The organism is Methylorubrum subtropicum (assembly GCF_038442325.1).
GTDB classification, from domain to species: Bacteria; Pseudomonadota; Alphaproteobacteria; order Rhizobiales; family Beijerinckiaceae; genus Methylobacterium; species Methylobacterium subtropicum.
The window spans coordinates 118456-144099 of the sequence record NZ_JBBXMW010000004.1; the positions used below are offsets into that span (position 1 = coordinate 118456).

The 25644-nt window shown below is 69.7% G+C and carries 26 protein-coding genes and 1 tRNA gene; 10 read left to right on the forward strand and 17 right to left on the reverse strand.

Annotated features, from left to right (window positions below):
* Positions 1–155: 155 nt before the first annotated feature.
* Positions 156–1289, forward strand: a complete 1134-nt coding sequence (locus tag AAHG03_RS07490; protein ID WP_342149904.1) for a calcium-binding protein — start codon at positions 156–158, stop codon at positions 1287–1289.
* A 47-nt stretch (positions 1290–1336) separates the two neighbouring features.
* Here AAHG03_RS07490 and AAHG03_RS07495 read toward each other — a convergent pair whose 3' ends face one another.
* Positions 1337–1630, reverse strand: coding sequence for a hypothetical protein (locus AAHG03_RS07495; RefSeq protein WP_342149905.1), 294 nt, complete (start codon positions 1628–1630; stop codon positions 1337–1339).
* 216 nt (positions 1631–1846) lie between these two features.
* Between AAHG03_RS07495 and AAHG03_RS07500 the strand changes: the two genes are divergently transcribed.
* Positions 1847–3571, forward strand: coding sequence for a pyrroloquinoline quinone-dependent dehydrogenase (locus AAHG03_RS07500; protein ID WP_342149907.1), 1725 nt, complete (start codon positions 1847–1849; stop codon positions 3569–3571).
* A gap of 172 nt (positions 3572–3743) precedes the next feature.
* Here the strand turns inward: AAHG03_RS07500 and AAHG03_RS07505 are convergent, their stop codons facing one another.
* Entirely contained in the window at positions 3744–4709 is a 966-nt protein-coding gene (locus tag AAHG03_RS07505) for a DUF6925 family protein (RefSeq protein WP_342149909.1), read from the reverse strand.
* 182 nt (positions 4710–4891) lie between these two features.
* Between AAHG03_RS07505 and AAHG03_RS07510 the strand changes: the two genes are divergently transcribed.
* On the forward strand, positions 4892–5092 hold the full coding sequence (locus AAHG03_RS07510; RefSeq protein ID WP_342149911.1) for a hypothetical protein: 201 nt from the start codon (positions 4892–4894) through the stop codon (positions 5090–5092).
* A 405-nt stretch (positions 5093–5497) separates the two neighbouring features.
* Here AAHG03_RS07510 and AAHG03_RS07515 read toward each other — a convergent pair whose 3' ends face one another.
* The 7 genes from AAHG03_RS07515 to AAHG03_RS07545 all read right to left on the reverse strand — a co-directional run bounded on the left by AAHG03_RS07515 (position 5498) and on the right by AAHG03_RS07545 (position 10030).
* A complete protein-coding gene (locus tag AAHG03_RS07515) occupies positions 5498–5887 on the reverse strand; it encodes a flagellar biosynthesis protein FlhF (protein WP_342149912.1) in 390 nt (129 codons plus the stop codon).
* A 279-nt stretch (positions 5888–6166) separates the two neighbouring features.
* Positions 6167–6550, reverse strand: a complete 384-nt coding sequence (locus AAHG03_RS07520) for a CsbD family protein (protein WP_342149913.1) — start codon at positions 6548–6550, stop codon at positions 6167–6169.
* A 67-nt stretch (positions 6551–6617) separates the two neighbouring features.
* On the reverse strand, positions 6618–6818 hold the full coding sequence (locus AAHG03_RS07525; protein WP_342149915.1) for a CsbD family protein: 201 nt from the start codon (positions 6816–6818) through the stop codon (positions 6618–6620).
* A gap of 84 nt (positions 6819–6902) precedes the next feature.
* Positions 6903–7826 carry a PhnA-like protein gene (locus AAHG03_RS07530; protein WP_342149917.1) on the reverse strand — a complete coding sequence of 308 codons (924 nt, stop codon included), beginning with the start codon at positions 7824–7826 and terminating at the stop codon, positions 6903–6905.
* Positions 7827–7874: 48 nt separating this feature from the next.
* Positions 7875–8243: a CsbD family protein gene (locus AAHG03_RS07535; RefSeq protein WP_342149918.1), complete on the reverse strand. Its 369-nt coding sequence runs from the start codon at positions 8241–8243 to the stop codon at positions 7875–7877.
* A 72-nt stretch (positions 8244–8315) separates the two neighbouring features.
* On the reverse strand, positions 8316–8474 hold the full coding sequence (locus AAHG03_RS07540; RefSeq protein ID WP_342149920.1) for a CsbD family protein: 159 nt from the start codon (positions 8472–8474) through the stop codon (positions 8316–8318).
* Between the two features lie 95 nt (positions 8475–8569).
* The gene (locus AAHG03_RS07545) at positions 8570–10030 is read right to left on the reverse strand and encodes a helix-turn-helix transcriptional regulator (protein WP_342149921.1); all 1461 of its coding nucleotides are present in this window, start codon (positions 10028–10030) and stop codon (positions 8570–8572) included.
* A gap of 211 nt (positions 10031–10241) precedes the next feature.
* Between AAHG03_RS07545 and AAHG03_RS07550 the strand changes: the two genes are divergently transcribed.
* A complete protein-coding gene (locus AAHG03_RS07550; RefSeq protein WP_342149922.1) occupies positions 10242–10847 on the forward strand; it encodes a sigma-70 family RNA polymerase sigma factor in 606 nt (201 codons plus the stop codon).
* A 349-nt stretch (positions 10848–11196) separates the two neighbouring features.
* Here AAHG03_RS07550 and AAHG03_RS07555 read toward each other — a convergent pair whose 3' ends face one another.
* Positions 11197–12804 carry a putative bifunctional diguanylate cyclase/phosphodiesterase gene (locus AAHG03_RS07555; RefSeq protein ID WP_342149923.1) on the reverse strand — a complete coding sequence of 536 codons (1608 nt, stop codon included), beginning with the start codon at positions 12802–12804 and terminating at the stop codon, positions 11197–11199.
* Positions 12805–13076: 272 nt separating this feature from the next.
* Here AAHG03_RS07555 and AAHG03_RS07560 point away from each other — a divergent pair, with 272 nt between their 5' ends.
* Positions 13077–14246, forward strand: a complete 1170-nt coding sequence (locus AAHG03_RS07560; protein WP_342149924.1) for an FIST N-terminal domain-containing protein — start codon at positions 13077–13079, stop codon at positions 14244–14246.
* Entirely contained in the window at positions 14243–15610 is a 1368-nt protein-coding gene (locus tag AAHG03_RS07565) for an ATP-binding response regulator (RefSeq protein WP_342149925.1), read from the forward strand. The genes AAHG03_RS07560 and AAHG03_RS07565 overlap by 4 nt, the downstream gene beginning before the upstream one ends.
* A gap of 185 nt (positions 15611–15795) precedes the next feature.
* On the opposite strand, the gene AAHG03_RS07570 is transcribed toward AAHG03_RS07565, so the two are convergent.
* The 4 genes from AAHG03_RS07570 to AAHG03_RS07585 form a co-directional block, all read right to left on the reverse strand.
* Positions 15796–16143, reverse strand: a complete 348-nt coding sequence (locus AAHG03_RS07570; protein ID WP_342149926.1) for a hypothetical protein — start codon at positions 16141–16143, stop codon at positions 15796–15798.
* Between the two features lie 111 nt (positions 16144–16254).
* A complete protein-coding gene (locus AAHG03_RS07575; RefSeq protein WP_091950062.1) occupies positions 16255–16470 on the reverse strand; it encodes a hypothetical protein in 216 nt (71 codons plus the stop codon).
* A gap of 283 nt (positions 16471–16753) precedes the next feature.
* Positions 16754–17974 carry an LL-diaminopimelate aminotransferase gene (locus AAHG03_RS07580; RefSeq protein ID WP_342149927.1) on the reverse strand — a complete coding sequence of 407 codons (1221 nt, stop codon included), beginning with the start codon at positions 17972–17974 and terminating at the stop codon, positions 16754–16756.
* Between the two features lie 282 nt (positions 17975–18256).
* On the reverse strand, positions 18257–18604 hold the full coding sequence (locus tag AAHG03_RS07585) for a hypothetical protein (protein WP_342149928.1): 348 nt from the start codon (positions 18602–18604) through the stop codon (positions 18257–18259).
* Positions 18605–18731: 127 nt separating this feature from the next.
* Between AAHG03_RS07585 and AAHG03_RS07590 the strand changes: the two genes are divergently transcribed.
* Positions 18732–20525, forward strand: a complete 1794-nt coding sequence (locus AAHG03_RS07590) for a PHA/PHB synthase family protein (RefSeq protein ID WP_342149929.1) — start codon at positions 18732–18734, stop codon at positions 20523–20525.
* A 44-nt stretch (positions 20526–20569) separates the two neighbouring features.
* On the opposite strand, the gene AAHG03_RS07595 is transcribed toward AAHG03_RS07590, so the two are convergent.
* The 3 genes from AAHG03_RS07595 to AAHG03_RS07605 form a co-directional block, all read right to left on the reverse strand.
* On the reverse strand, positions 20570–22054 hold the full coding sequence (locus tag AAHG03_RS07595) for a multicopper oxidase family protein (RefSeq protein WP_342149930.1): 1485 nt from the start codon (positions 22052–22054) through the stop codon (positions 20570–20572).
* 103 nt (positions 22055–22157) lie between these two features.
* A complete protein-coding gene (locus AAHG03_RS07600; RefSeq protein ID WP_342149932.1) occupies positions 22158–22538 on the reverse strand; it encodes a type II toxin-antitoxin system death-on-curing family toxin in 381 nt (126 codons plus the stop codon).
* Between the two features lie 8 nt (positions 22539–22546).
* Positions 22547–22771, reverse strand: a complete 225-nt coding sequence (locus tag AAHG03_RS07605; protein ID WP_342149933.1) for an AbrB/MazE/SpoVT family DNA-binding domain-containing protein — start codon at positions 22769–22771, stop codon at positions 22547–22549.
* A 232-nt stretch (positions 22772–23003) separates the two neighbouring features.
* Between AAHG03_RS07605 and AAHG03_RS07610 the strand changes: the two genes are divergently transcribed.
* The 3 genes from AAHG03_RS07610 to AAHG03_RS07620 all read left to right on the forward strand — a co-directional run bounded on the left by AAHG03_RS07610 (position 23004) and on the right by AAHG03_RS07620 (position 25442).
* Positions 23004–23088: transfer RNA gene (locus AAHG03_RS07610), tRNA-Leu, on the forward strand.
* Between the two features lie 128 nt (positions 23089–23216).
* Positions 23217–24644 (forward strand): trigger factor, encoded by a 1428-nt coding sequence (tig, locus tag AAHG03_RS07615; protein WP_342149934.1) that lies wholly within the window; start codon positions 23217–23219, stop codon positions 24642–24644.
* A 171-nt stretch (positions 24645–24815) separates the two neighbouring features.
* Positions 24816–25442: an ATP-dependent Clp protease proteolytic subunit gene (locus tag AAHG03_RS07620; RefSeq protein ID WP_056243009.1), complete on the forward strand. Its 627-nt coding sequence runs from the start codon at positions 24816–24818 to the stop codon at positions 25440–25442.
* The last annotated feature ends 202 nt before the right edge of the window (positions 25443–25644 follow it).

The window sequence follows — 25644 nt, forward strand, 5'->3', positions numbered from 1 at the left end:
AAAAGCCGGTTCCCACCTTTCGGGCCGATGCTCCAAGCCTTCGTTTTAAGCGCGCGTTTGCCAGTTTGGCACGATGCCGTTGCACGATTCTCCCGGTGCAATAATCCTCTGATCAACGACCGGACGGACAAGTCCGGCGCCAGAGGAGATCCGTCGTGTCCAAGAAGTCACCAACTTTGAAATTCGAACTGAAGGATCTGAAGGACCTGTTCGACGGTCCGTTCACGCTGTCCGATCACACGGCGACCGAATGGTCGTTCGATCTCGGCCAGGGCGCGGGGCATGTCAACCTGATCGGCACCGGCCTCGGCACGGAGGGGACCGGCCCGAAGACCGGGACGGTGACGGGCGTGACAGTCACCCTCGCCGACGGAACGGTGAAGAGCTACGGCGATCTCTCCATTCCGGCCATCGCGATCTCGAAGGGCCTGCACCTCCTCGGCGAAGATCATCCGGGCAAGGACCTGAAGGGCGGCGACGGGCGCGACGACCTCACCGGCGGCAGCGGCGACGACCACATCCACGGCGGTCGCGGCGCGGATCACCTGCACGGCGGCGGCGGCCACGACGACCTCGACGGCGGCACGGGCGACGACAGCCTCGACGGGGGCCTCGGCGACGACGACCTCGCGGGCGGCGCGGGCAACGACAGCCTCGACGGCGGCGCCGGTATCGACACGGCGGGTTTCGACGATTCCGCCAAGGCCGTCACGGTCGATCTCGGCAAGGGCCGGGCGACGGGGAACGGCACCGACACCCTGAAGAACATCGAGAACGTCTCAGGCTCGCATCACGGCGACCGGCTGACGGGCAATGCCGGACGCAACGAACTGCACGGCGGCGACGGCAACGATTCGGCGTCGGGCGGCAAGGGCGACGACAGCCTGCATGGCGACGCCGGCAACGACGTGCTGAGCGGCGGCGACGGCCGGGACCGGCTGGAGGGTGGGACCGGCAAGGACATGCTGACCGGCGGCAGCGGCGACGACACCTTCGTCTTCACCCATGCGACCGGCGACGGCATCGACCGCATCACCGATTTCCGGCACGGCCAGGACACGTTCGAACTCGATCACGCCGGCTTTGCCGGCCTCGCCGCGGGCGCGCTCGACGCCGACGCGTTCTTCCTCGGCAGCGTGGCGCACGATGCGAACGACCGCATCCTCTACGACGCCAAAACGGGTGCGCTCAGCTACGACGCCGACGGCTCGGGCGATGCAGCGGCGGTGCAGTTCGCGATCCTGAAGCCGCACCTGAAGCTGACAGTGGACGACTTCCACATCGTCTGACCGCCTGTGGGGCGCGCCGCTCCCGGATCGAGAGCGGCGCGCAAGTCTCAGTTCCCGCCGCCGGAGGAGCTGCCGCCGCCCGCGCTGCCCTGCGGCACTGCGCGCGAGGGCTGGCCGGCATTGCCGCCCGCGGCCGAATCCGTCTGCACCGTGTCGGCGCCGGTGGCGCCGCGGGGGATCGTGACGTTGCGGTCGTTGCCGGTGTTGTTCTGGCCGCCGGTGACAGGCGCGCCGGCCGCCGACGGCGGCGTGGCCGTGGTCTGGGCGAGCGCGGGCGAGAGCCCGGCCGCGAGCGCAAGAGTGCTGGCAACAAGGGTGCCGGCAAGAAGCGTGAGACGCATCGAAAGACCTTCCGTCGAACGAACATGAGGCTCGGCGAGAGGGACCCGCCGGTTCCGTCCGCGGGGCAACCGCGCCGGCGGGCAAATGTATCCATCACGAGTCATTCGACAGGCCGCCCGCGCCGCCGTAACCAGGGGAAAACCCGCGGGAGGAACGGCGACGTGAGGCGAGACGCGACGAATCCGGCACGAATCCTCGGGGCCGTCCTGCTGCTGATGCCCCTGAGCGCACACGCGGCGGACCAGGGTCAGGATTGGCCGGCCTTCGGGCGCGACGCCTCGAACGCCCACCACTCGCCGCTCAAGGCGATCGACACCTCGAACGTCGCCAAACTCCGCCCGGCCTGGATCTTCCAGACCGGCATGACCGGCTATTTCCAGGCCGAGCCGGTGATCGTCGGAAGCGTGATGTACGTCTCGACCACCGGCAACCACGTCGCCTCGCTCGATGCCAAGTCGGGCACGGTGTTGTGGACCTATACCCACAAGGCGCGCACGGAAAAGATCTTCGGGCCGCCCTCGAACCGGGGTGTCGCGGTCTCGAACGGCCTCGTGTTCGAGGCGACCATGGACGGGCGGGTGATCGCGCTCGACGCCAAGTCCGGCCGCCTCGTCTGGGACCGGGAGGCGGTGCGCCCGGAGGAAGGCGAGACCGAGACGGCCTCGGCGCTCGCGGCCAGCCTCGGAGACAAGCCGGTCCAGGGATCGAGCCGGCTCGGCTTCAAGATGCCGCCGCTGGTGGCTGAAGGGCTCGTCATCGTCGGCGTCACGGGCGCGGGCTACGGCCTGCACGTCGAGGACGAGAAGGGCGGGCTCGACGGCGGCTCGGTGGTCGGCATCGAGGGCGGCTACGGCCGCCGCGGCTGGCTGGCCGCCTACGACGCCAAGACCGGCGAGGAACGCTGGCGCTGGTACGTCACCAAGGAGGACGGCTGGGAGGGCGTCTTCGCCGAGGCCACGCCGGACGGCCTGCCGCTCAACCGCGACATCGCCGCCGAGAAGGCGGCGGCGCCCGATCACCGCGAGGCCTGGAAGGTCGGCGGCGGCTCGCTGTGGATGACGCCGGCCTACGATGCCGATTCGGGCCTGATCTTCCTCGGCACCGGCAACCCGGCGCCGCAGAACTTCGGGCTGACGCGCCCCGGCGACAACCTCTACACCATGAGCCTCGTGGCGCTCGACGTGCGCAGCGGCAAGCTGCGTTGGCACTTCCAGCAGGTGCCGCACGAGCAATGGGGCTACGATGTCGCGAGCCCCACGTTCCTGCTCGACGCGAAGACGCCGGACGGCCCGGTGAAGGCGGTGGCCCAGGCGAGCAAGACCGGCTTCATCTACCTGCACGACCGCGCGACCGGGCGGCTCATCTCCCGCTCCGAGCCGGTGATCACGCACAAGAACCTGTTCGCCCCGCCAAGCCCGGAGGGCACGGTGGTGAGTCCGGGACCGCTCGGTGCGATCTCCTGGCATCCGGTCGCCTACGACGCTGCCTCGAACCGCGCCTTCGCCCAGGTGCGCCACGGGGCGGCGACCTACACGATCAAGACCGTCCCGGCCGCCGGCAACCGCCCGGAAATCCGCTACACCGAGACCAGCGAGGCCAAGGGCGAGCCGACCTTCTCGACGCTGACGGCGGTGGACCTCGGCAGCGGCAAGGCGGCGTGGTCGAAGCGGGCCGGGAGCCGGCTGTCGGGCGGGACGCTCTCGACCGCGGGCGGCCTCGTCTTCTCCGGCGAGGAGGACGGGCATCTCAACGCGCACGACGCCGCGACCGGCGACATCCTCTGGCGCTTCCAATGCGGCGCCGGCATCGGCGGCCCGCCGGTCACCTACGCCATCGACGGCCGCCAATACGTGGCGGTGGCGGCAGGCGGCGCCTCCTTCACCAAGGCCTCGGGCTTCGGCACGGGCGACGCGCTGGTGGTGTTCGCGCTGCCGGATTGAGCGGCTCCCCCGTCATTGCGAGGCGGAGCCGAAGCAATCCAGGGTTCCGCATTGCCTGGATGAGGCGCGCGCGTAGACGTTTCGTCGGCACGGTTACGCACCCTTCGGTCACGTCGCGCTCTGGATTGCTTCGGCTTCGCCTCGCAATGACGGTGCGCGATATCCTGAGCCGTCACGCGTCCTCGTCTTCGTCGCCGGGCGCCTCTTCCTCACAAGAAAATTCGCCCCGCAGGTACTGCGCCTGCAACGCCGCCGCTCGCCGGGCCGATTGCGCGTGCTTGGGCGAAATCGGCCCGCCCGGCCGCGCCGCGCCGCCGCGCTTGATCGCCAGCCAGTCGGGGTCGGCCCAGTGCTCCAGCAACGCCTGAAACGCCGTGAGACGAGCCGGCTCGAACGGGATGCGCATCCCCATCGCATCCTTGTAGGGATGCGGCGGATGGATCGCGCCGCAGGGCACGAGGCCGGCCGGGATCGGCGTCGTTGCGGCATGCGTGCGCCCGCCCTTCAGGAGCTTGGGCAGGACGTGCGTATGCGGTCCCTCGGGGTTGGTGCCGCCGGGGCCGGGGATTTCCGAAAACACCTCGATCCGGCCGAAGCGGACGAGGAACACGCGGTGCGGGCTCATCGCCACGAGGTGCGGGCCGATCGGGTTGGCGGTGTCGAACAGCGGGCGACCGAGGCCCGCCCGCAGGCAGGCAAGCGCCGCAGGATCGGAGGTCCGCACGCAGGCATCGACCGCGGCGAGGCCGAGCCCCAGATCGAACAGCACCGCGTCCCGGTCCTCGACGCGGGCGGCCTGCCGGTCGGGACCGAGTTCGGTCACGACCGCGCGGCGGCCCATGGCGCAGGCATCCGCCGGCAGGCACAGGGCGACGGCGTGGTTCCAGCCGGAGGTGAAGGCGGTCTCGTAGGCGAGCGGTCGCAATTCGGGCAGGACATCGAGGGCGATGGCGCCGCGGGCGGTGGCGAGGCCGAGGCGCGCGTCGGGCAGGGCCGTCACCGGCTCGTCGGGATCGCGCAGGAACTCGGCGATGGCGCCGAAGCTGCCGAGGCTCCAGGCGGTGCCGGGATCGTCGAGCGACGCCCGCAAGAGATGCGCGACCGCGTCCGCATGCGATTCGACCGGCGCGGATGCCATCGTGATTCTCCTCTGCGATCCGTCCCAACGGGCAGCGAAAGCCAAGCGATGCGGCAGAGCGTGACCGATCCGGCGGCTCCCTGCCCGGAACTGAGGCAGAAATGCGGCGTTTCCTGCACGATCCGAAGCCTACGCCCCGACGATTCATCTTGCGCCAGGGCCAAATGAACAGGGAGAAGGACTTGCGCGACCACAGCCACACGATCGGCCGCTTCTCCCCGTCCGCGCCGAAGCGGACCGGACGGCCCGCCGCCTCGGGCCACCGCCTCGGGGGCCTGACCAAGGCGCCGGCCGCGAACGCCAAGGCGCCTGGACCGGTGCCGGAGGGCGGTCGCGTCGTCCCGCCGTCGAGCGATTTCGAGGGTTTCGGCTCGTTCAGCTGAGCGGACGCCACGCAGCGACGCCCCGGTGCTGAGCCGCCGGGGCGTCGCGCCGTTTCAGCGCCATCCGACCAGCACGACGAAGCCGGAGAAGACGGTGGCGGAGGCCATGACGGTGAGGGCGATGATATCCATGCCGGGCGCTTAACCGCCCCGGCCCCGCCCGGCCACGGAGCGTTCCGCCGCAGCGACCGAACACGCCAGGGCTGTTGCAGCGATGCGGCAGGCGTCGGTCGGACCGTTGATCCCACCCATTCCCCTCATCCTGAGGTGCCGCGCAGCGGCCTCGAAGGAGGGCTCCAGCGGATCGCGCGATCCCTGGAGCCCTCCTTCGAGGCTTCGCTGTGCTCCGCACCTCAGGATGAGGGGGGGGGGTGGGTGGGAGATGCTGAAAATACCCGAAAATATTCAGCCCTGGCCGCCGAAACCGAGGCCGCGGATGATATCGCCGATGGGGTCGATCCGCTTCGGTTCGGCGGGCGGCTGCGTCGGCGCGGGCTGGACGGCGGCGGTCTCCGCGGCCGGGCGGGCCTCCAGCGTGGCGTGCCGGGTGCGGGCCGGGCGCTGAACGGCCTTGCGGCGCTGAGCGTAGGCCGTCTTGCGCGGGGCGGGGGCCGCCTCGCGCGCAAGCGTCTGCGCCGCGACCGGCGCGATGGCCTGGGCCACCGGCGAGACCGGCGCCTCGACGGGTTTCGCCACCGGCTCGGCCTGCGCGAGTTGCGGCGCCGCATCGGCTTGCGGACGGAGCGGCGGGTTCACCCACGCGGTGTCCTCGGCCGTATCGAGACGGGCGGCCACCCGCTCCACCGGCGGCGGAGACGCGGCGAACGGACCCGCGTGCATGATCTGAGCGGCCAGGACCAGCGCGGATATTGCAGCGGCTGTCACGCCGAGGGTGGACTTATAGTGTTCCATGCTTTCAGAACGTGAGGCCAAGCTTATCGTTCCGCTTCCCGTGAAGCTTTCGCGCCTTGCCGCGGCGACGCCCCTACCGCCGCTCGTTCCAAAGAAAGAGGGCGTGGCAGGGTTCCCCCACGCCACGCCCTCACGGGATCGAACCAAGAAGTCCGAAAAAAATCAGCGGGCCCGGCGGGCGAGCCAGCCGGCCGAGAAGGCGATGGCGGCGAGGCCGAGCAGGGTGCCGGTGCGGTTGGCGTTGGCGCGGCGCAATGCCTGGCGGCCGAGATGCTCGCCGCGGCGGGCGGTCTCGCGGGCGAGGCGGCGGCCGTCGTCGATGAGGTCGTCCGCGTGGTCGCGGGCGGCGTGGACGAGGTGGCGTCCGTCGTCGGCGATGTCCTCGGCCCGGTCGCGGGCCCGGCCGTAGGCGTATTGCGCGCCGCCGGCGATCTGGTTGACGGCGCCGCGGATCTGGCGGGCCGGGTCTCCGGTGAGGCCGCCGACAGCGGTCTGGGCACGGCCCTTGATGTGGCGGGTGGCGCCGCGGAACTGGTCGCGGTTCATGAGGGACTCCTGTCTTGCGTGAGAGGGGAGGGGCGGGGCGCGGGGCCCCGCCGTCGCTAGGCTCGGATCAGCGGCCGGTGATCTTGTCGGCGACGTTCTTCACGCCGTCCTTGGCCTCGCCGACGGTCTTCTGGGTCTCGCCCTTCAGCTCCTGGGCCTTGCCCTCGGCGACCAGCTTGTCGTTGCCGGTGGCGTTGCCGATGCCCTGCTTGATGTTGCCCACGGCCTCGTTGGCGAGACCCTTCAGCTTGTCGGTGGTGCTGCTCATCGGATGATCTCCTTTATCGTCCATGGCCGGCTGTCGCCGGTCGGGTGAGGCCCCCGCCCGGAGGCGGGAGCCGAGGGGTGATGGTTAGATGCGGCGCGAATCGTAGGCGCCGACCAGGGTGACGGGCTTCGGGGCGCCGAAGCGGCCGCCGAGGAAGCCGGCGAGCGCGCCGAGGACGAGGGCCAGCGCGGCGTAGAAGGCGCCCTGGGTCGCGGCCGACTTGGCGGCGACGGCGGTCTCCTCGGCCTTCTTCTTGGCAGTGGCGACGGCCTGCTCGTACTGCTTCTGGTAGTCGTCGATCTGGGCCTTGGCCTGATCCGGCGAGATGTTCTGCGCCTTGGCGAGCGCGTCGGCGGCGCGGGTCTTGGCCTGTTCCTTCTGGGCCGCGTCGCCGGTCAACACGGCGCGCACGGCGGCGACCGCTGCGTCACGGGCGGCCTGCGGGTCCTGGCCGGCGGACTGCTCGCGCACCTTCTGCTCGATGCCGTCGAGCGGGTTCGAGATCTTCGACAGCGACGGGGCCGCGGTCTGCGCCGCCGTCTGGATCGTGCTGCCGACGAGGTTGCCCGCACCGCCCAGCGCGCCCGACACCGTGCCGACCGCGCCGCCGACGAGGCCGGTGGCCGCGGAGGTCAGCACGTAGAGCACGACGAGGATCGACACCGCCCAGGAAACGAAGCCATGCAGGCCCGCCGTGCCCGGCAGCGGCTTGCCCGAGAGGCGGCCGGCAACGAGGCCGCCCACCAGCGAGGCGACGATGCCGGAGCCGACGAACCACAGCCCGGCCCCGAGGGAGACGGTGGAGGCGGACGGATTGTCGGCGGCGACGGGGCCGACCGCTGCGAGACCGGTGCCGACGCCGATCAGGTTGACGACGATCTGCGTCACGAGGGCCGTGACGGCGCCCGCGAAGATGGCGCCCCAGGACACGGTATTGAGAAGGACGGCACGGGTATCGGCATGCGCGTCCGCCGCGAGGGGCGCGGTTGCGGGCTTGATGGTGGTCACGCTGTCACTCCGGGTAGGTTAGTCGCTGGTGGTGGGGAGGGAGTCGGCTCAGTCGCGGTTGGCGTTCACGAGCAAGCCGATGCCGAAGCCGACGAAGCCGGCGATCAGCAGGGAGGCGAGCGGGTACTCGGCGACCTGCTGGCTGACCTCGCGGGTGCCGCGGCGGAGCGAGCGCGCGCCGCGCTCGTAGGCGTCCTCGGCGTAGTCGTAGGCGTCGTCGGCGTAGTCCTGGGCCCGGTCGGCGGCGTGGCGGACGCCGTCCTTGGCCTGGCCGTAGAGGTTCTCGGCGGCGCCCTGCGCCTCGCGGGCGCGGCCCTCGATCGAGTCGCTCTTGCGGCCGGTCAGGTCGCCGACGGCGCCCTGAAGCTTGCCGCCGAGTTCCTGCGCGGCGCCCGTGATCCTGTCGGTATCGACCATGTGAATCTCCTCGGTTGATCTTGTCGGGTGATCTTTGCGGATCGGACCGGCGCCGTGGGGCGCCAGGTTCGCTCAGTCGGCGCGGGGCTTATGGCCCTTGGGCGGGGCCGCCTCGCGCTTCTGACGCCGGCCCTCGGCCTCGATCCGGTCGTTGCCGGTGAGCTTGCCGATGGCCTCCTTCACCGAACCCTTGAGGGCCTCGGTGGAAGTGGGGGGCGAAGTCTTGGTCATGGGCGTTCCTCGTCTTGGAAAGTCCCCCGGACCGACTTCCAGATGTGTACCGGCCGCGCCGGATCAATAGTTCAGAACTACCGGTACACTGGTATTTATGGACCGGATGCGGTGATCGGGAAGCCGTTCTCGCGGCCCCAGACCACGGCCTCGGTGCGGCGGTGGACGCCGAGCTTGCGATAGAGCGCGGCGCCGTGGTTGCGCACAGTGTTGCGCGACAGGCCAAGCTTCTTGGCGATGGCGTCGTCATCGAGCCCGGCGCAGAACAGGTTGAGGATCTGGCGCTCGCGCACGGTCAGGTTCGGCACCGAGCCGTCGGCGTCCTCGCGGCCGGGGCGGCGGAGGTTGGCGAGCTTCTCGATCAGCCCGCGGCTGAACCACGAGGTGTCGGCCATCACCGCTTCGATCGCGTCGAACAGCTCGCGCTCGGTGTGCTTGCGCTCGGTGATGTCCTGCAGGACGAGCAGGACGAAGGCATCGTCGTTGATGCTCACGCGCTCGGCGGAGACCATGCAGTCGAGGTTCGATGCCTTGGCGTGGCGCAGGCACGCCTCGATCCCGAGGACGCAGCCGTTGCGGGCGAGCGCCGTCTCGAACCGCTCGCGCTGCTCGGCCGAGACCCAGAGGCCGGTCTCGTCGAGCGAGCGCCCGACCACCTGTTCCTCCTCGAAGCCGAAGGTGCGGGCGAAGGCCTCGTTGATGCCGGTGACGGCGTAGCCCTCGGCCCGCACAAGCAACGTCGGCACGGGGGTGAGGCGAAACGCCTTGGCGAAGCGCTCCTCGCTCTGGCGCAGAGCCGTCTCGGCTTTTTTCCGCAGTTCGAGGTCGGCGAAGGTGAACAGCATGCAGGGCTCGTCGCCCATGTCGATCGGCTGGCCGGCGACGATGACGAAGCGGGTGCCGCCGTCGGGGGTTTCGAGGCAGGCTTCCATCTGCGGGATGGTGCCGCCCTCGTTGAGCCGGGAGATCGCCAGACCGCGGTTGCGGGCGCCCGCCAGCACGTCGACCTCGTAGACGCTGCGCCCCAGCACCGCGTCGCGGGTGAAGCCCGTCATTTCGAGGAAGCCGATGTTCACCTTGACGTGACGCAGGTCCGACAGCCGGGTGATGACCGCGGGGGCCGGATTGGCGTTGAAGGTCGCCTCGAACCGCTCCTCGGCCTCGAACTGGTCGGACACGTCCTTGAGGATCAGCGCGAGGCAGCTCGGCTTGCCCTCGCGGTCGGTCGCCACGATGCTGCGCAGCGAGTGGACGAACTCCACGTCGGGCCGGTCGATGCGGCTCACCTCGACGATGACGTCGTGGAAGCTCTCGCCGTCGACCACCCGCTCGATCGGGTAGTGGTTGGGCGTCTTGTGGTTGCGGTAGCGGAGCGCAAAGCGCTCGCGATAGGCATCGACCGTCGGCCCGAGTTCTTCCAGGCTCTCGGCCCCGTGCATGGCGAGCGCCGCCGCGTTGGCGTAGGCGATGGTCTGGTCGGGCTCGACCAGGATCACACCCTCGCTCAATCCGGCGATGATCTGCCTCAGTTCATGCCTGTCGACACCCGCGGTCACGGCCGGAACCACCCTTTCGCATCACGCGCCATCCCTTCGATGGCGGTGCACAAACGGGTTGCGCACGAGCCGGTTCCATCTTTTTCGAATCCCTCACTGGTATATCCGTATCATTGACGTGCTCGTGATCGATCAAAGATAAAGCGGGCACTTGCCGTTCCTGCCAACCGTTCCAGCAGAACACCCTTTATCAAGGCGACGGATGCCGCCCTTGCAGACTTCGGATGAAACGGGCGATCGGGCCGGGCTGGGCGATCGGTTGCGCGACGGCTTCCCCGGCTCGGTCGCGCCCGCCGGAGACACTCGCCTCGGGCGGATGGTGGCGCGGCTCAAGGCGGCCCTCGACGCCGCCGCGGTCGAGCGTCCGGTCCGGGCCACCATTCGGGCCGACCTGATCGACCTCGTGCCGCGGCTGCGCCGCTACGCCGCCGCACTCACTTACGATCCCCTGGAGGCGGACGACCTCGTCCAGACCACCCTGCTCAAGGCCTGGGAGAAGCGGGAGCATCTGCCCGGCGGCCCGGCACTCGCCGCGTGGCTGTTCGCGGTGCTGCGGCGGACCTACCTGAACGAGCGGCGCCGCGGTGCGGGGCGCGGGTCGGAGGCCGGCGCCGAGGGCGCGGCGACCGAGCGGAACGCGGTGCGGGACGCGGTGGACCGGCTCAGCCACGCCCAGCGCGAGGCGCTGCTGCTGGTGACGGTCGAGGGCCTGTCGCCGGAGGCCGCCGCGGCGATCATCGATTGCGCGGTGGAAACGGTGCGGGATCGCCTCGATCAGGCGCACGACCGGCTGGCGCGCGATCTCGGGCCGGTGTGATCGGCCCCTGACGGCGCTCCGGCGGCTCACCGTGCGTCCCGCTCCACCCCGTCATTGCGAGGCGAAGCCGAAGCAATCCAGCGCTCCGCACTGCCCGGAGGAGGCTCGCCGGGACCGCGTCGTCGGCGCGGTCTCGCTTCATCCGAAAAAGGTCGCGCCCTGGATTGGTTCGGCTTCGCCTCGCAATGACGGCGTGCGGTGGGCGCCGACGCGATGAGCTGGACCGGAATGAGCGACAAAAAGAGTCTCAAAAGGTTGTGCGCGGCGCCACCGTCCGATCGGTGCCGGCACGGCCGCGAGGCCGGGCGCCCTTCGGCGCGCCCGGCCCGTTGCCCTTCGGCGTCGCGGCCTACGCCGCCTTCTCGGTCAGGACCGTGCGCGGGCCGATCTCCGGCTTCGGCGCGGCCGGGCCGGTGTCGAGCAGTCCTTCCACGAGGCGGCGCTCGATCTCGGCGCGCGGCATCGGCTTTCCGAACAGGTAGCCCTGGCCGTAATCGCAGCCCTGGCTCGCCAGCCAATCGACGCTGGTCTCGGTCTCGATGCCCTCCGCCGTGGTGACGAGGCCGAGGCTGGAGCCGAGCTTGATGATCGCGTCGACCAACTTGGCCCGCTCGTCGCCCTCGGCGATGGAGTTCACGTAGGAGCGGTCGATCTTCAGCTTGTCGAAGCGCAGTTCCCGCAGGTGGTAGAGGCTGGAGTAGCCGGTGCCGAAATCGTCGAGCGCGACCCGCACGCCGAGAGCCTGGAGTGCACCGAGCGTGGCGCGGGTCGCCTCCAGATCCTGCACGATCGCGGTCTCGGTGATCTCGACCTCAAGGCGGTGGGCCTGGAAGCCGGTCTCGGTCAGGATCGCCAGGATGCGCAGGGCGAGATCGGGGTCCTGGAACTGCTGGGGTGCGATGTTGACGGCGAGTTGCAGGTGGGGCGGCCACGCGCGGGCGTCGAGGCAGGCGCGACGCAGGATCAGGTAGCTGAGGTCGCCGATCATGCCCGTCTCTTCCGCGACCGGGATGAAGGTCGAGGGCATCAGCAGGCCCTGCTCGGGATGGCGCCAGCGGGCCAGCACCTCGAACCCGGTGACGGTCTGGCCGGGCAGGGCCACGACCGGCTGGTAATAGGGCTCGATCTGTCCGCTATCGATGGCGACGCGCAGGTCGGCTTCGAGGCGGGCGCGGGCCTTGAGCGCCTCGTCCATGGCGGACTCGAACACCCGGTAGGTGCCGCGCCCGTCGCGCTTGCCCTGGACCATGGCGAGGTCGGCGGCGTGCAGCACCGCGTCGGCGGTGCCGGCCTCAGGGTGGGCGGCGGCGATGCCGACGGTGGCGCCGACCTTGATCTCGTGGCCGTACCACGCCACGGGCAGGGAGAGCGCGGCGATGGCGCCCTGCGCGAGGCGGGCCAGACCCTCGCCGCCGGCGCCGGTCTCGACCAGCGCCGCGAACTCGTCGCCGTCGAGTCGCGCGACGGTGCTGCCCTCGGGCAGCGACCGCACCAGCCGCTCGCCGACGGCGCGCAGCACGGCGTTGCCGGCCTCGTAGCCGTAGAGTTCGTTGACCGGCTTGAACCGGTCGAGGTCGATCACGAGCACGGCGAGCCGCCCGCTCACGCCCGCCGCGCGGCGCTCTTCCAGGCGCTCGGTGAACAGGCGGCGGTTGGCCAGGCCCGTGAGCGGATCATGCCGGGCGGTCTCGGCGGCCTGCGCCTCGGCGGCGTCGCGCTCGCGCATCGCCTTGCGCAGCCGGATCGACTTCGAGACGCTTGCCGCGACGGCGCCCATCCCCATGAAGAAGCCGAGCTTGAACACGTCGGAGAGATTGTGGGTCAGGATGATGCGATCGACCCAGTGGAAGGCGCCGAGCTGTACGCCGAGCACCCAGACGCAGGTGCCGAGCATCATCAGGCAGAGGAGATCGTACAGCTCCCCGCTGCCCCAACTGGCCTTGCGTTTGTCAGCCATGCGCCGCTCCTGCCCGGCCTATTACCAATCGTCAAAGGTCCTAAGACGGGCTTAATCCGGGCTCGACCGGTACATCTGCCGGACATCTATGGTGACCGGCGCGGTAACGCTGTCGCGAGCCTATTGCCGGCCCGATCCGCCCGCCGGCCGGGCGGGCCCCCAGTTTTGCCGAGATGTCCCATTGCGGACAATCGATCCCGCGCACATAGTCGCTTCCCTGCGAGCAAGGGCGGCCGGGCCACCGGAACAGACCCGTTCGAGGGAGAGACGTGGTGGTGCAGGGCACGCAGATGCGTCGGCATCTGTGCGGGATACAGACCGCCTGGACCGATGCGGGCGAAGCCGAGGAGGCCGTGGCGGCGCTCGCCGGCGCGATCGAACGCGACGGCGTCGGTCACATCATCGTGTTCTTCTCGGCCAGCTACGACACCGGCGTGCTGACGGCGGCGCTCGCCGCGCGTTTCCCCGGCGTGGGGGTGAGCGGCTGCACCACCTCGGGCGGGATCAGCCCCGCCGGCCCGATCGACCGCGGCCTCGTCGCCATCGCCTTTCCCCGCCGGGGGTTTCGCATCGTCGCCGGGGCGCTGACCCGGATCGCGCAATTGGATGTCGAGGGCGCGGCTTCGACCGTGCGGGGCCTGCGCCGCCAGCTCGATCAGGGTCGCACGGACGGTGGCACCGGCCACCGCTTCGCGATCTCGATGATCGATGCGCTGGCGAACGCGGAGGAAACTGTGGTCTCGGCGGTGGCCTGGGCGCTCGACGGCATCCCGCTCATCGGCGGCTCGGCGGGCGACGACCTCGCCTTCTCCTCGACCGTGCTGATCCACGACGGCCAAGCGCATCGCGACGCCGCGATCATACTGCTGGTCGAGACCGACTTCCCGATCCGCATCTTCAAGAGCGACAATTTCGAGCCGACGAGCCGCCGCTTCGTCGTCACCGCCGCCCGCGAGGACGAGCGGCGCGTCTACGAACTCAACGCCGAACCGGCGGCGCGGGAATACGCCATGGCGGTCGGGCTCGATCCCGAGGGCCTGACCCCGATGAGCTTCGCGGCCTATCCGCTCGCAGTGAAGATCGGCGGCGAGTATTACTGCCGCTCGATCAGCCGGGTCGAGCCGGACGGCTCGCTGACCTTCTTCTGCGCCATCGGCGAGGGCGTGGTGATGACGCTGGCCCAGCCCCGCGACATCGTCGAGGCGACGCGGGCCGAACTCGAATCCCTCGATACCGCGCTCGGCGGGCTCGATCTCGTCATCGGCTTCGACTGCGTGTTCCGCCGCCTCGACGCCGAGAGCCGTCAGGTGCGCCACCGCATCGCCGACCTCTATCGCCGCTATGGCGTCGTCGGGTTCGAGACCTACGGCGAGCAGTACCGCTCGATGCACCTCAACCAGACGTTTACGGGCATCGCGATCGGCCGGGCCGAGATCCCATGAATCGGCCGACACTCTGGATGGAGCCGCCGTCCGAGCCCGACACCGTCGAATCCCTGAGCCGGCGGGTGGCCAAGCTGGAGCGCATCAACGCGTCGCTGATGGCCCATGTCGAGCGGACCATGGACCAGCAGGGCGGCGCCTACTCGCTGTTCCAGACCGCGATCATGCTGGAAGGCCGCGTCCGCGCCCGCACCGAGGAGCTGACCGCGCTGATGCACAGCCTGGAGCGCTCGAACGAGGCGTTGCAGGCGGCCAAGGACGAGGCCGAGACCGCCAACCGCTCGAAGACGCGTTTCCTCGCCGCCGCGAGCCACGACCTTCTCCAACCGCTGAATGCCGCCCGGCTCTCGCTCTCGGCGCTGACCGACCTCGCCGCCGGTCCCGAGGCGCAGACCATCGCGAGGCAGGTCGAGCGCGGGCTGGAGACGATCGAAGACCTGATCAAGGCGCTCATCGACATCTCGAAGCTCGATGCCGGCGTGGTCCGCCCCGTGGTCAAGCCGGTGCGGCTCGCCGACCTCGTGGCCGGCATCGAGGCGAGCTTCCGGCCCTTCGCCGAGCGCAAGGAGCTGCGCCTCGTCACCCGCTGCGACGTCCTCGCGGTCGAGACCGACGGCGTGCTGATGCAGCGCATCCTGCAGAATCTCGTCTCCAACGCGATCCGCTACACCGAGCGCGGCGGCGTCCTCATCGCCGCCCGCCGCCGCGGCCAAAAAACCTGCCGCATCGACGTGGTCGATACCGGCCGCGGCATCCCCGAGCACGAGCGGGCGCTGGTCTTCGAGGAGTTCTACCGCGGCGCGCGGGAGGGCGAGGACGGCGGCGTCGGCCTCGGGCTCGGCCTGTCGATCGTCCAGCGCATGGCCTCGACGCTCGGCCACGCCGTGGCGCTCGCCTCCCGCACAGGGCACGGCACCCGCGTCAGCCTCACCCTGCCCGTGGCCACCGGGCGCCCGGACGCACAACCCCGCCTCGCCCCGCTCGCCACCACGCTGACCGGCGCCCGCGTGCTGGTGATCGAGAACGACGCCTCGACGGCGGAGGCGTTGCAGCGTCTTCTGCGCAACTGGGACGCGGAGGTGCGCACCTTCGCCGACCTCGCGGGCGTCGTGACGGCTCTGGGGGAGGGGCTGGGGCGGCCCGACGTGATGGTGATCGACTACCATCTCGACCACGGCGCCTGCGGATTCGACGTGGTGGATTACCTCCGGCGCAACAAGGGCTGGGTGACGCCGGTCATCCTCACCACCGCCGACCACAGCGCTGACATCGAGCGGCACGCGCGCTCGCACGGTGCGGAACTGGTGCACAAGCCGATCAAGCCGGCGCAGCTGCGCTCGCTGCTGGCCTACATGCTGGCGTGATTTTCTGGGGAGCCGGCGGGCACGAACGCGGCTCATCCCAACCCCCCCCTCATCCTGAGGTACGCAGCGAAGCCTCGAAGGAGGGCCCCAGAGAATCTCGCGATCCTCTGGAGCCCTCCTTCGAGGCTGCTTCGCAGCACCTCAGGATGAGGGGGTCGGGTCGGACGAGCCGATCGAACGGATTCTCAGCGCAGCGGCGGCGAGCGGTAGGCCGGGGCCAGCATGTAGGTCTCGGAGTTCCGGCGCGGGCCCTGGGGCGTCAGCACCTTCATGTCGTTGTAGTAGTCGTTGCCGGTGATGCCGAAGCTGCCGCCGTTCATCACGGTCGGAACCGGCACGGCGCCGATGGCGCGGAGATCCCGGCCGTCGGTGCTCATCGGCGGGCCGGCGAAGCGGCTGGTGTCGGGATCGGCCTGGAGCACTTGCGGCCCGGTCCGCTCGCCGTAGAGCAGGTCGCCCACGCCCTGGGCGAGGGCGGTGTCGGCGACCGTCAGGCCGAAGAGGGCGGCGAGGACGAGGCGGGCATTTGCCACGGGCAACTCCTTCACGAAGGGCGTCTATCTCGGCTCCCCCGCCGCGGGCGGGAGGGCGCTGTGCTGTCGGCTTCGATCAAGCCGGAAACGTGACAAGAAAGGCTTTCCGCCTCAGCCCTTCGATTGGAGCACCGTGCGCCGCTCGCGCAGGCGCGGCTCGCAGCCGGTCTGGTAGGCGTTCAGCACCAGCGGCTTCGTCGTGCAGTCGTAGGCCTCGTCGGGCGAGGGCGCAGGCACGGGGTCGCGGGCCACGATCGGGTGGGGGGCGCAGGCGCCGGTTGCGGCGCCGGCGAGCGCCAGGGCGGCGAAGAGCTTCAGGCGGCGCATGCGGATCCTCGGGGCGCAATCCGACCGCCGGGCGAAAACCCGGCAGCGGAACGGGAGAAGACCCTGCGGACGGAGAGGCCTACTGACAAGCTTCCCCGCGCGCTCACGCGGGGAGCCGGGTCCGATTGCGGGGGGCTGTCGCCCCGCCGCAACATCTTTTGGGAGATCGAATCGGACTGCGGCGCGTGTCACGCGGCGCAGTCCGCCCGCGCGAATGCGCGGCGGCGGGCGTCCGCCGGACGCGCTACTCCCGACCATCTGTCGGGAGTAGCGCAACCAAAAGTCAGACAGCCTTCTGCATCGGCACGACGTTGTGCAGCGTGCGGTCCGAGTTGTCGAAGAAGCGGCGGATGTTGCGCGCCGCCTGCCGGATGCGCTGCTCGTTCTCGACCAGCGCGATGCGGACGTAGTCGTCGCCGTGCTCGCCGAAGCCGATACCCGGCGCCACCGCCACGTCGGATTTCTCCAACAGCAGCTTGGAGAATTCCAGGCTGCCGAGCGGCCGGTACTTTTCCGGGATCGGCACCCAGGCGAACATCGAGGCCTGCGGCACCGGCAGCTTCCAGCCGGCCTTGCCGAACGATTCGATCAGCGCGTCGCGGCGCTTCTTGTAGGTCGCCCGCATCTCCTTGATGCAGTCGTCCGGCCCGTTGAGCGCGGCGGTAGCCGCCACCTGGATCGGCGTGAAGGCGCCGTAATCGAGATAGGACTTCACCCGCGTCAGCGCCGCGAGCAGCCGCTCGTTGCCGACCGCGAAGCCCATGCGCCAGCCGGCCATGGAGAAGGTCTTCGAGAGTGAGGTGAACTCCACCGTCACGTCGATGGCGCCCGGCACCTGCAGCACGGAGGGCGGCGGGTTGTCGTCGTCGAAGTAGACTTCCGCGTAGGCCAGATCCGAGAGCAGGATCAGCTCGTGCTTCTTCGCGAACGCGACGAGGTCGCGGTAGAAATCGAGGTTGGCGACATAGGCGGTCGGGTTCGAGGGGTAGCAGACCACGAGCGCGACGGGCTTCGGGATCGAGTGCGCGACCGCCTTCTCCAGGGCCGGGAACATCGCGGGCGTCGGCTCGGCCGGCACGGAGCGGATCACGCCGCCCGCCATCAGGAAGCCGAAGGCGTGGATCGGGTAGCTCGGGTTCGGCACCAGCACCACGTCGCCCGGGGCGGTGATCGCCTGGGCCATGTTGGCGAAGCCCTCCTTCGAGCCCAAAGTCGCCACGACCTGCGTGTCGGGGTTCAGGCTCACGCCGAAGCGGCGCTGGTAGTAGCCGGCCTGGGCCCGGCGCAGGCCCGCGATGCCCTTGGAGGCGGAGTAGCGGTCGGTGCGCGGCTTGCCCGCGGTCTCGACCAGCTTCTCGATGACGTGGCGCGGCGCGTCGAGATCGGGGTTGCCCATGCCGAGATCGATGATGTCGGCGCCCTGGGCTCGGGCGGCGGCCTTGATCCGGTTCACCTGCTCGAAGACGTAAGGCGGAAGGCGCTTGATGCGGTGAAAATCGGTCATGGCGGGTTCTGTCCGGTGTCGCGGAACGCTTCCCCCCGCATCGCGTCGGCGGCAGGGAATCGGGGTGTTTACCATCGGCGCGCTCGCGCGCCGATGGTTTTTTAGTTTTTGCCTCAAGCGCCGGCGGTCGCATCCGCGACCTTAGGCTTCTCGCTTCGCTAGACGCCTTGGCTTGCGCCAAGGCCGCTGCGCGCGGCGCTCTTCGCGCCGGGTTATCCGGTGCTGCCGCACGCTCGACCTTCGCTCCGCGGCGCGGCCCCCTTGAAGCCGCCGCGGCGGCGGTCACTGCGGCGGCGCCAGCCCCTGCGCCGTCGCCTTGGCCGCGCTCTCGGCGGCCCGGCCCTTGGCCTCGTTGCGGCTGCGGGCGCCTTCCAGCTCGGATTGGAGCGCCTTCAGCCCCTCGGCGCTGCGGGCGCGGGCGGGGCGGGGCGCCGATTCGCCGACCGGCATGTAGTCGGCCTCCGCCTTGCGCGAGCCGGCCACGAAATCCGGCGCCTGCGTCTCCTTGGGGCCGTAGCCCGCGCCGACGAAGGCGGCCTTCATCGGATTCACGTCGCTGGAGCAGCCGGCCGCGAGCGCCAGAACCGGCACAGCCAGGGCGATTGCGCGAAAAGAGCAGCTCACGAGCATGACATCGGTCGGAAAATGGGACCTGGGGACGGCGACATGTCCTGCCTGGAGCGTTAAATTGTCGGAAACGAGGCTCGCGGCGCCCGCTCGGGCGGATCGACGGGCCGATGCGGGAGGATGGACACGCGTGGCCACGGAGCGGACCAGCCCGGCAGCAGCGGATTTCGAGACGATCGCGCGCAACGCCAACCAACTCGCCGAGAGCTTCCGGCAATCGGCCCTCCAGCCGTTCGAGCGGAAGGGGCAGGGCGGGGCGGCGCAGGGTGCCGACGAGATCTACGAGATGAACCGCACCCTCACCAAGGTCGCCGAGACCTGGCTGAGCGACCCCGAGAAGGCCGTGCGGGCCCAGACCCGGCTGACCGAATCCTTCGCCGCGCTGTGGGCCTCCACCGCCGCACGGATGCAGGGGCAGCAGGCCCCGCCGGTCGCCGCGCCCGATCCGAAGGACAAGCGCTTCGCCCACGAGGACTGGCAAAAGAACCCGCTCTTCGACATCATCAAGCAGAGCTACTTCATCTTCAGCCGCTGGGCCGAGGAGATGGTCGAGAAGGCCGAAGGGCTCGACGAGCACACCCGCCACAAGGCCGAGTTCTACCTGCGCCAGCTGCTCTCGGCCTATTCGCCCTCGAATTTCGTGATGACCAACCCCGAACTGCTCCGCCAGACGCTGGAGGAGGGCGGGGCGAACCTCGTGCGCGGCATGAAGATGCTGCAGGAGGACATCGAGGCCGGCGGCGGGCAGCTGCGCGTGCGCCAGACCGACCTCAACGCCTTTACCTTCGGCGAGGACGTGGCGGTGACGCCGGGCGAGGTGGTGTTCCGCAACGATCTGATGGAGTTGATCCAGTACGCGCCCAAGACCGAGACGGTCTTGAAGCGCCCGCTGCTGATCGTGCCGCCCTGGATCAACAAGTTCTACATCCTCGACCTCAACCCGCAGAAGAGCTTCATCGGCTGGATGGTCAGCCAGGGCCTCACCGTGTTCGTGATCTCCTGGGTCAACCCGGACGAGCGCCACCGCGACAAGGATTTCGAATCCTACATGCGCGAGGGCATCGAGACCGCCATCGACATGATCGGCGTCGCCACCGGCGAGAGCGAGGTCTCGGCCGCGGGCTACTGCGTCGGCGGTACGCTTCTGGCCGTCACGCTCGCCTATCAAGCCGCCACCGGCAACCGCCGCATCAAGAGCGCGACCTTCCTGACCACGCAGGTGGACTTCACCCACGCGGGCGATCTCAAGGTCTTCGCCGACGAGGAGCAGATCAAGGTCGTCGAGGGGCGGATGGCCGAGCGCGGCTATCTGGAGGGCGCCCGCATGGCCAACGCCTTCAACATGCTGCGCCCGAACGACCTGATCTGGTCCTACGTCGTCAACAACTACGTCAAAGGCAAGCCGCCGCAGGCCTTCGACCTGCTCTACTGGAACGCCGACGCCACGCGGATGCCGGCGGCCAACCACTCGTTTTATCTCCGCAACTGCTACCTCAACAACACGCTCGCCAAGGGCCAGATGGTGCTCGGCAACGTACGCCTCGATTTGAAGAAGGTGAAGGCGCCGATCTTCAACCTCGCCACCCGCGAGGACCACATCGCCCCGGCGCTCTCGGTGTTCGAGGGCTCGGGCAAGTTCGGCGGCAAGGTCGATTACGTGCTGGCCGGCTCCGGCCACATCGCCGGCGTCGTCAACCCGCCGGGCAAGAAACCCAAATACGGCTTCCGCACCGGCGGCCCGACCAAGGGCAAGTTCGAGGACTGGATCGCCGCCTCGACCGAGCACGAGGGCTCGTGGTGGCCCTACTGGTTCAAGTGGCTCGAAGAGCAGGCGCCGGAGCGCGTGCCTGCGCGGATTCCCGGCGCAGGCGCGCTGCCCTCGCTCGGGCCGGCGCCGGGGACCTATGTGCGGATGAAGTCCTAGGCCGGGGAAGCGTCCTGCCCCGGTGGGGCAGGCCGGTCCGGCGCTCAACTCACCTCGAAGCTCGTCCACAGCCCCGTGTCGAACCGCTCCAGCACCGTCGAGGACAGGAGCCAGCGGCCGGGGTTGTCGGCGACGAAGGCGATCTGGGCGTGGCGGCCCTCTGGGATCTGCACGGTGTCGAGCCAGTAGGGCTCCCAGCCGTCGTCGAGGAGGTGGAGCAGGCGGAAGACGTGGCCGTGCAGGTGCAGGATCTGCGGGAAGCCGGTGTCGTTGCGGATCGTCAGCACCACGACCTGCCCGCGCTTGACCGTGAACAGCGGGGCCGCCCCCGCCGCGCCGCTCGCGCCGCCGATCTGCCAGATCTTTTGCGGGTCGCCGGTGTAGGGCGTCTCGGCGCCGGGCTTGGTGCGGTCGGGCTTCACCCCGCCGGTGACGACGAGGTCGCGGCGGAACGCGCTCTGGAGCCGGATCGCGTCGGGCAAGCGCTTGTTCTCGGGGATCGAGGCGATCGGCCCGCGGCCGGACGGTGCCACGGGCTCGCCTGACACATTGAACGTCGCCAGCGGCAGGCCCTGGCCGACCAGCGCCGTGATCGTGCCCGCCGAACCGGCTTCCTTCGGCAGGTCGAGGAGCAGGTCGTAGCGGGTGCCCGGCGCGAAGGGGAGGGTGGCCTTCAGCGGCTCGAACGTGTCGGCGGGCTGGCCGTCGACGGCGGCGACGTAGACCTTCACTCCGTGGAAACGGATGCGGATCGCCCGCGCGTTGCAGGCATTGGCGAGCCGCAAGCGAACCCGGCCGCCGGGGCGGCCTTCGAGGGCGAGCGGGATCGGCTGGCCGTTGAGCGTCACCGCGTTGCCGAGCCGGCCCGCGGCCGCCGCGAACGCCACCTGCCCGAACGGGAGCAAGGCGTCGGATTCATCGAGGCGCCAATCTTGGAGAAGCAGGGTGACGTCCTGATCGACCGGCGGTGGGGTCGTCTCCTCGACCACGAGCAGGCCCGCCAGCCCCCGGCCCGCCGGCTCGCTCGCGCCGCCGACGACGAGGGGGCGGATCAGGTAGGTGCCGGCGTCCGGCGGGGTGAACTCGTACAGGAAGTCCTTGCCGGGCGGGATCGGCTCCTGCGTGACGCCGCCGACGCCGTCCATGGCGTTGCGGTTGCGCACCCCGTGCCAGTGAAGCGAGAGCGGTTTTTCGGTGTTGTTCTCGACGCGCAAGCGCACGGCCTCGCCGAGCTTGATCCGCAGGACCGGCGGCGCCGTCCCGTCGCCGAGGCGCCAGATTGCGGTCTCGGGGGCGGGCTCGGGCTTCAACCGGGTTTTGGCGGGGGCGGCCTTGAGGGCTTTCTCGTCCGCCGGCTTGGCCTCGGGCGCGGGCGCCTCCGCGGGCTTGGCCGCCGGCTTGCGGGCCTGCGCCGCGGCGGCGGCGGGCGCCAACGTCAGCGCTGCACTCCCGGCGATCAGCGCGCGGCGCGACAGGCCGTCCGCCTCCCGGCTCGGCTCGGGTCGGGCCTCGGGGGCGGGCGTTCGCATGGGGGCTCGTTTAGATGGCGGGACAGGGGCCCGCGTTGTAGCCGGGCCGTTCGGGATGCGCCAATCACGGGCTGGAGGCATCGCAGCCCGGCTGCTCCCGATGTCAGACGATCCGCTGCCTGAGCCAAGCCGCGAGCACGTCCTGCGTCAGGTCGCCGGCTGCGAGCGACAGCCACGTCTGGACGCATTCCGCATCGCTCGCGTCCAACGAGCGTCCGTTGAGCGCCAAAAAACCTTCGGCCACGACCAGCGAGGTCCGCTTGTTTCCGTCCACGAAGGGATGGTTGCGGGCGAGGCCGAAGGCGTAGGCCGCGGCCAGATCGGCGAGGTCGGGCGGCGGCTTGCCGTAGGTTTCGAGTTCTCGAGGACGACCGAGCGCGGATTCGAGGGCGCCGTCGTCACGAATGCCCGGCGAGCCGCCATGCTCGGCCAGTTGCCCGTCGTCGATGGCGAGGACGACCTGCTTCAGAAGCCATTTCGTCATCGACCGTTCTACTTGGCGAGTTCGCGAAGCGCGTTGCGGCGCTTGCTCATCACCTTGCGCATGGTCTCCATCTGGTCGGCGAACTCGGGATCGTAGGGCGTGATGCGGTAGCCTTCGGGCGTCTCGGTCAGGTGGATGACGTCGCCCTTCTCGACCTTGAGCTTCGCCTGGGCCTCCTTGGGGAGGATGAAGCCGAGGGAGTTGCCGATCTGGGTCAGCTTGAGGGTCAGCATCGTACGGATACCCGGAGAAACGAGGCAGCCGGCGCTTCGGGCACCCGAGGGCGAAGCCCGCCAGCGCCATTGTTATAACGTACGTTTCAACACTGGTTTTCGCAAGCGAACGGGTCCCGAGGCGACGCGACTGCCCGAACCGCGGCTCAAGTTTTTTGCTGCGGGCCCGGACGCGCGTGCTATAGACGCGCGCTTCGAAGGCCCGGACAGGGCCATGTCGCGTGAAGCGCTCGCGGGCGTGGCGGAACTGGTAGACGCGCTGGATTTAGGTTCCAGTGTCGCAAGACGTGGGGGTTCGAGCCCCTCCGCCCGCACCAAGTCCGCATCGGCCCGGCCTCGGGACCGGGCCGGTTCCCGCCGGGCGTTCGCGCCGTCGGGGCTCCCCGAAGGCGCCGCGGCATCGAGGACGAGATCGCGGTTTTTTTGAAAAAGCGGACGAACGACGATGCAGGTGACCGAGACGACCTCCGAGGGGCTGAAGCGCGAGTTTCAGGTGCTCCTCCCCGCGACCGAGCTTGAGGATCGCCTCAACACCGAGCTCTCGAACATCAAGGGCAAGGTTCAGATCAAGGGCTTCCGCCCCGGCAAGGTGCCGGTGGCGCATCTGCGCAAGGTCTACGGCAAGTCGGTGATGGCCGACGTGCTGCAGAACGCCGTCAACGAGGCCAACCAGCAGATCGTGGCCGACAAGGGCCTCAAGCTGGCGCTGGAGCCGCAGATCGAGTTCCCGAAGGACGAGGAGCAGAACATCATCGAACGCGCGCTCGACGCCAAGGGCGACCTCGCCTTCAAGGTGAAGCTCGAAGTGCTGCCGAGCTTCGAGCTGGCCGACCTCTCCGACGTGTCGATCAAGAAGCTCGTGGTGACCCCCTCCGACGAGGAGATCACGGAAGCGCTGGAGCGCATGGCCAAGGACGGCCGCGCGTTCGAGGACCGCGAGGAGGGCGCCGAGGCGCAAGTTGGCGATCAGGTCGTGATCGATTTCGTCGGCCGCATCGACGGCACCGAGTTCGAGGGCGGCAAGGGCGAGGACGTGCCGCTGGAGCTCGGCTCCAACACCTTCATCCCCGGCTTCGAGGACCAGCTCGTCGGCGCCAAGGTCGGCGACACCCGCCTCGTCAAGACCGCCTTCCCCGAGGGCTATCAGGCCGAGCAGCTCGCCGGCAAGGATGCCGAGTTCGACGTGACCGTGAAGGCCGTCAAGGCGCCGGGCGAAAGCAAGATCGACGACGAACTCGCCAAGCGCTTCGGCATGGACGATCTGGAGAAGCTCAAGGAAGCCGTCTCCAAGGCGATCGGCTCGGATTACGAGGCCCAGTCGCGGCGCAAGCTCAAGAAGGAGCTGCTCGACGCGCTCGACGGCAAGTACGCCTTCGATCTGCCGCCGTCCCTGGTGCATCAGGAGTTCGCCGCCGTGTGGGCCCAGGTCGAGCAGGACCTGAAGAACCGCGGCAAGACCTTCGAGGACGAGGGCACCACCGAGGAGGCCTCGCAGGCCGAGTACCGCAAGATCGCCGAGCGCCGCGTGCGCCTCGGGCTGGTGCTTGCGCAAGTCGGCGAGACGGCCGATATCAAGATCTCGGATGACGAGGTCAACCAAGCCCTCTTCGCCCGGATCCGGCAGTTCCCGGGCCAGGAGAAGCAGGTCTACGACTTCTACCGCAACAACCCCCAGGCGCTCGCCGAGCTTCGCGCGCCGCTGTTCGAGGAGAAGGTCGTCGACCACGTCCTCGGTCAGGTCCAAGTGGTCGAGGAGCCCGTCTCGAAGGAGGCGCTCTTCGCCGAGGACGACGAGGCCGACGCCTCCGCGTCGAAGGCCGACGAGCCCAAGGGCGAGAAGAACGAGACGGCGTCCGAGCAGGCCGCCGGCTGATCGACGCCCAGCGGCTCCGCGGCGGGCGCGATCGGAACGTGGTCACGGGGCGCCCGCCGGTCGGGCGCCTCGCGGTCGACGAAGATCAGACGGCGTTAACGTGCGCCGTGTTCGCTGTAACCTCCGGCCCCGGGCGATTCGTCCGGGCCGGACCCGGAGCCGAGGGCTGACATGAGAGATCCGGTCGATTACTTTCACAACTCGCTCGTGCCGATGGTGGTCGAGCAGTCGAGCCGCGGCGAGCGGGCGTTCGACATCTATTCCCGGCTGCTGCGCGAGCGGATCATCTTCCTGACCGGTCCGGTGGAGGACCAGGGCGCCTCGCTCATCGTCGCCCAGCTGCTGTTTCTCGAGGCCGAGAACCCGAAGAAGGAAATCTCCTTCTACATCAACTCGCCCGGCGGCGTGGTGACCTCGGGCCTGTCGATCTACGACACGATGCAGTTCATCCGCTGCCCCGTCACCACGCTCTGCGTCGGTCAGGCCGCCTCCATGGGCTCGCTGCTGCTGGCCGCCGGTGAGGCCGGCCACCGCTTCGCCCTGCCGAACGCCCGGATCATGGTGCACCAGCCCTCCGGCGGCTTCCAGGGACAGGCGACCGACATCCTGATCCATGCCCGCGAGATCGAGGCCCTCAAGAAGCGCCTCAACGAGATCTACGTGAAGCACACCGGCCGCGAGTACGAGACGATCCATCAGGCGCTGGAGCGCGACAACTTCATGACCGCCGAGGCGGCCAAGGAGTTCGGCCTGATCGATGACATCCTGCACAAGCGCCCGGAACCCGCCGCGGCCTGAGGCGGATGACCCCGGGCATCTCAGTGAGGCGTCCGGGGCACGCCGGCAAACCATGCGGCCATTCGGCGCTCGCCCGGCCCCCTCGGCCGGTTGATCCCGAGGCGGCAGCATGGTTGCATCGGGATTCGAGCGCCTCACTCCCGACGCATCCGCGCGGTGTGACTGTTTCTTTAGGCGGATGCGCTTACATCCTATGACCGAA

Excerpts from the sequence above, each read along its gene's own strand:
- AAHG03_RS07495 (WP_342149905.1), bottom strand. The coding sequence starts at position 1,630 with ATGCGTCTCACGCTTCTTGCCGGCACCCTTGTTGCCAGCACTCTTGCG.
- AAHG03_RS07500 (WP_342149907.1), top strand. The coding sequence starts at position 1,847 with ATGCCCCTGAGCGCACACGCGGCGGACCAGGGTCAGGATTGGCCGGCC.
- AAHG03_RS07505 (WP_342149909.1), bottom strand. The coding sequence starts at position 4,709 with ATGGCATCCGCGCCGGTCGAATCGCATGCGGACGCGGTCGCGCATCTC.
- AAHG03_RS07520 (WP_342149913.1), bottom strand. The coding sequence starts at position 6,550 with ATGAACCGCGACCAGTTCCGCGGCGCCACCCGCCACATCAAGGGCCGT.
- AAHG03_RS07525 (WP_342149915.1), bottom strand. The coding sequence starts at position 6,818 with ATGAGCAGCACCACCGACAAGCTGAAGGGTCTCGCCAACGAGGCCGTG.
- AAHG03_RS07535 (WP_342149918.1), bottom strand. The coding sequence starts at position 8,243 with ATGGTCGATACCGACAGGATCACGGGCGCCGCGCAGGAACTCGGCGGC.
- AAHG03_RS07540 (WP_342149920.1), bottom strand. The coding sequence starts at position 8,474 with ATGACCAAGACTTCGCCCCCCACTTCCACCGAGGCCCTCAAGGGTTCG.
- AAHG03_RS07555 (WP_342149923.1), bottom strand. The coding sequence starts at position 12,804 with ATGGCTGACAAACGCAAGGCCAGTTGGGGCAGCGGGGAGCTGTACGAT.
- AAHG03_RS07565 (WP_342149925.1), top strand. The coding sequence starts at position 14,243 with ATGAATCGGCCGACACTCTGGATGGAGCCGCCGTCCGAGCCCGACACC.
- AAHG03_RS07575 (WP_091950062.1), bottom strand. The coding sequence starts at position 16,470 with ATGCGCCGCCTGAAGCTCTTCGCCGCCCTGGCGCTCGCCGGCGCCGCA.
- AAHG03_RS07580 (WP_342149927.1), bottom strand. The coding sequence starts at position 17,974 with ATGACCGATTTTCACCGCATCAAGCGCCTTCCGCCTTACGTCTTCGAG.
- AAHG03_RS07585 (WP_342149928.1), bottom strand. The coding sequence starts at position 18,604 with ATGCTCGTGAGCTGCTCTTTTCGCGCAATCGCCCTGGCTGTGCCGGTT.
- AAHG03_RS07595 (WP_342149930.1), bottom strand. The coding sequence starts at position 22,054 with ATGCGAACGCCCGCCCCCGAGGCCCGACCCGAGCCGAGCCGGGAGGCG.
- AAHG03_RS07600 (WP_342149932.1), bottom strand. The coding sequence starts at position 22,538 with ATGACGAAATGGCTTCTGAAGCAGGTCGTCCTCGCCATCGACGACGGG.
- AAHG03_RS07605 (WP_342149933.1), bottom strand. The coding sequence starts at position 22,771 with ATGCTGACCCTCAAGCTGACCCAGATCGGCAACTCCCTCGGCTTCATC.
- tig (WP_342149934.1), top strand. The coding sequence starts at position 23,217 with ATGCAGGTGACCGAGACGACCTCCGAGGGGCTGAAGCGCGAGTTTCAG.
- AAHG03_RS07620 (WP_056243009.1), top strand. The coding sequence starts at position 24,816 with ATGAGAGATCCGGTCGATTACTTTCACAACTCGCTCGTGCCGATGGTG.